4 protein-coding genes are annotated in these 4,213 nt (G+C 65.4%); all 4 read right to left on the minus strand.

Translation table 11 applies throughout. From position 1 onward, the window contains the following. Positions 1-303, minus strand: a 303-nt coding sequence (locus VI480_RS03020; protein ID WP_323671335.1) for an enoyl-CoA hydratase/isomerase family protein, incomplete at its 3' end; no start/stop codon positions are given. Further along, positions 296-1,429 (minus strand): CoA transferase, encoded by a 1,134-nt coding sequence (locus VI480_RS03025; protein ID WP_323671336.1) that lies wholly within the window; start codon positions 1,427-1,429, stop codon positions 296-298. The genes VI480_RS03020 and VI480_RS03025, both read right to left, overlap by 8 nt. 667 nt (positions 1,430-2,096) lie before the next feature. Further along, on the minus strand, positions 2,097-2,531 hold the full coding sequence (locus VI480_RS03030) for a hypothetical protein (protein WP_323671337.1): 435 nt from the start codon (positions 2,529-2,531) through the stop codon (positions 2,097-2,099). A gap of 253 nt (positions 2,532-2,784) precedes the next feature. Further along, entirely contained in the window at positions 2,785-3,822 is a 1,038-nt protein-coding gene (locus tag VI480_RS03035; RefSeq protein WP_323671338.1) for a hypothetical protein, read from the minus strand. Positions 3,823-4,213 lie beyond the last annotated feature (391 nt).

Genomic DNA, 4,213 nt, shown 5'->3' on the forward strand with positions numbered 1-4,213 from the left:
AGCACACAGGGTGGGCACCGGCAGGTTCACCAGCGGGAGCCATGGATCGCGGTCCCAGCGGATCCGGCGGGCATCGAAGATCGACTCTGCGGTGCCGAACTCGGACAGGTCGGCGCCGGCGCTGAAGTGCTTGCCCTCGGCGGCGAGCACCACGCACCGAACATCGGGCACGTCACGCACGGCCGTGACCGCCTCGATGAGGCCGTCGCGCATTTCGAGGTCGTAGATGTTCAGCGGCGGGTGGCACAGCGTGATCGTGGCGACGCCGTCATGGCCGAAGACCAGACGCACCCGCTCAGCCATGACGGCCGCCGTCGGGAGCGGGACCAGGTGTCGCGGCGCTGCCGACGCCTGCGGCTGCTGCCATCGGCCCGAGAGCGTCGTGCGGCGACCCGGCGAAGGGCGTCAGGGCACCGGCGGCGCGGCGGCATGCTGCCCATTCAGCCAGCGGCGCGACCGCGACCGCCAGTGACACGCTCTCGTGGCGGGGCGCAGCATCTGCAAGCTGATCCGCGGCGACACGCGCCGCCAGCAGGCCGGCGAGTGGGTCGGGGTAGGAGTACGCGGGTGCCAGAGCTTCATCGCCAAGCCGGCCCAAGCCGGAGGCGGCATGCACGCCGGTGCCGTACGCGATCCAGTCGCACTCTGGCGAATCTGGCTCGAAGGCGGTGATCGCCAAGGTGCGCAGCCGCGGGTGACGGTCGAAGAGCTGCTCGGGCAGCAGTTCGAGATTGGCCATTGCCCGAGGCGAGAGCGAGGTGACGAGCAGGTCTGCCCTCGCCAGCAGCTCGTCGAGATCATTGCGGCCTGCGGTGAACCGCGGGTCGATGTCGATAACCGCCTTGTGGGCGTTCAGCTCGTCGTACATCGCCGAGCCGGCGAGGCCGTCGGGCCGGGCTGCCGAGGCAATCTTGTGGACCTGGGCACCTGCCCGGCCCAGCAGTTCGGTACACAGTGGGCCGGCCCACATCGAGGTCAGGTCGACGATCCGCTTGCCGTCGAGAGATGTTGGGCTCATTGGCTCGCGCGTCCGCACCGGCGCGACAGGCTCGCGTACCGTCGCCGTCAACCGGCGATACGGAGTGACCGCCAAGCGCCATTCTTGGGCGCTGGCAGCAACGAGTTCGGGGTCAGGCTCGTCGCGGTGCACTTCGGCGAATCGTTCCCAGGTGTCGCCGTCCTCGGGACCGAGATCCACACACAGCGCGCCGTCGCCCCACGGGATCGGCTTCGAAGCGCTGTCGGCGGATCCGAGACGCCGGGGCAGGTCGATCCAGGCTCGCCCGTCTCCTGCCAACGCGGCGCCCAGCCGCAAATCCACTTCCGCAGCCAACTCGGCGCCGTAGTCGAACAGACCCGGAGGCAGCCACCCAGCCTGTTCGCTTGCAGGAGCGGCCGCGAGCGGCCCTTGCGAAGGTTCAGCAGCCACTTAGCTACTCCTGCTTCGGTCGCAGAGTGCTGGCATAGAACTGTCCTCCAGTTGCGAGCGGACACTCCGTCTGCACGGAGTTGGTGTATCCCCCACCCCCGATTACAAGGTCCCCATTCGTCATCGGACCGTATCCCCAAACCCAGATGGCCCCGCTCACGGGATCCTGCCGTGTGCCAGCGCTCGGCAATGACAAGAAAAGGAGAAGGGGCCTACCGGATGCATCCAGACTCGGCGGGTTGCTTTGGTCGTCAGCGATGTCGATGCCATAGACGCACGGACCATCAACCCTCAATCGTCCGACGTACTCGGCATCGTGGTGTTGACCGCCCAGGAGGTAGTCGTTCATGCCGGCGAAGGTCGCCAAGGGAAAGTCGGGAACCGGCGGCTGTGTCGCTGGAGCCTGCTTGACGAATGAGAACGTTCCGCTCACGAAGCCGCTATCTGCTGCATCAGCTCTCTCGGCCGCTTCCCTGTGCAGCGGCCCACACGAGTACGCGTCCGCTACACAGTCGTCAGATGGCACCGTCGAGACAGACTGGTTGCGACCGACCGTCGATTCAGATGCCCGATCAACGTCTAGCCCGATAGATCCCATGCACCCATAGCCAATCAGGGCCGCAAGCAGCACACCTACCGAACCACGAAGCACGTCTGGACCTGCCATTCAGCAGGGGTAGTCGGTTGGCCCCATGCCGTTGGCTTGCCACAACGATCGCTGATGCACATTGGGTCCGGGCCAATCGGGCTGGCGGTAGCCCACGCCGCCACTCACCGAGACATGGTCCCCATCGGTCATCGGGCCTTCTCGGTACACCCACAGCGAACGCGTCGCGGGGTCGTAGCGCGTCCCCGGGCGCGGAAGCATTATCATGGAGTAGACGAGGCTGCCATCCTCACTTCGGGCAAGTCCGGGATCATCGTCCTGCCCCCAGTCGCGTTCGGTCTCCAGAACATGAACGTAGGGCTCTTCGATGACGAGGTAGCCGCACAATTCGGCCATGTGGCCGCCTGCGGACGGATCGTGATCCCACATCCCTTCGAACGTCGCAGGCGGCGCGGCGGCTGCCGCCGCCGACAGGAGGGCAGTTGTGGTTGTCACATAGACACATCCTCCACCGTCCGCAGACGAGCAACGCAATGCCCGGGAAGCACCATCGGAGCCGGTAGTGCTAGCCGTGCTGACATCGGCATCCGAGCGCACTTGCGCAGTCACGCTTGCCGCTGAGGCAAGATCCGGACGGGGGTCGCCGTCGGCAGTGCACGCCGCAAGCACCGCTATGGCAACCACGGCGGCCAGCAGGCCCCGAGAACTGGTCACAATGCCAACCGTCGACAGCCGCAATGGACTGACACTAAGGGATGGTGACGTTCGTATTGTTCAGAACATCCACATCGCCTTGGACAGTGCAGACATTCAACCGGTATTGGCGACACAAGTAGTCGGACCGGAGCTGATGTCCTGAGCCACTTGGGATGCGGTGAAACTGGGCATCAGCCGTGCGGCTTGCATACCCAACCACCCAAGGGAGCGCGACCCCATGCATGGTGATGCCAAAACGGCAATGGCCTGCAGTGATGATGCCGTAGTTGCCGGTGCTGCGCTGCCTAGCGGCGAAACCGGATGTGCAAGCGCTCATCGCGCGGCCACCGTCGAACGTCGCCAGGTCGGCATGATCACGCCCGTCAACGACGGCGTAGGCGACACCGATGCGGCCTCGGTAGGCGGTGGTCATCTGTGCAGCGAGGGCAGCGAGTTCGGCGTCGGTCGCCGAGGTCGGTGCCGCAGGTGCGCCAGTGCTGCCGACAGGTCCGATGCCTCCGCCGGGGCCCTGCAGTTCCGACGGCTCGACGGTTCGCAGCAAGGCGGGATCGATGCCGATGTGCAGAGTGTTGGTGCCCATGTCCGGCGCGGTGAACGTGACTGCGGCCGAGTAGTCCGTGGCTGGAGTCTGGTCATCGACGCGCCCGACAGGGCCAATGATGCTGCCGTTGCCGAAGCTGTCCTGTGCTTCGAGGAGTTCGGCGAGGGTGTGCGTGGCGCCGATACGGATCTCGATGTCGTCGTGGGCGTCGGCTATGGCGGCCGATGCTTGGATGGCAGGAGCGTCGCCGGTGAGCCACACCCAGCCGGTGAACGTTCCAGCGTGGTCGATGCCCCAGCCCGCGACGCGGGAGGACTCGAGTTCGCGGATTGAGGCCAAGATGTCCTGCATCGGCTGGATGCGGTCAAGGCGGCGAGTGGCCTCGGCTTCGGTCACGCCGTATTCGGCTGCGTACGAAGCGACCGCCGGATCAGCCACCTGAGCGGCGTCTGAAGGAGTAACTGCCTCTGCACCCGGAGTCTGCGTGTCGTCTATGGCCGGATCGCCGCCTTGGGCACCTGCACTCACGCTGCTCGCCAGTAGGGCGACTGCGAGCATCACTGCGAATGCCGTTCTTCGTCGCCACCGACTTTTGCTTGGAGAGTGCGGTGGGCGGACATCGGAGAGTTTCACGAGGTCACCTCCTAAACGTTCGTTAAGTAGTGGGCTCGACCGTACACCCGGCGCGAAACGACCCGCGACCACCACGAGATCACGCCAGTTTCAAGACACAGATGATCAGCCGGAGGAGGTCATCACTCCCCACGAAACGGCAGAATCAGTCGTCAAGGGATGGCTAACGCCCTGAACTGTGTCTGACGCTTCTCATGGCTAACGCCCTGAGAAGTCAGGCGGGCGCTTGTCGAAGAAGGCAGCGAGGCCCTCGGCGCGGTCTTCGGTGGCTGCGAGCTGGTGGTTC

It is taken from the genome of Candidatus Poriferisodalis multihospitum, assembly GCF_028283155.1.
Taxonomy (GTDB): Bacteria; Actinomycetota; Acidimicrobiia; order Acidimicrobiales; family Poriferisodalaceae; genus Poriferisodalis; species Poriferisodalis multihospitum.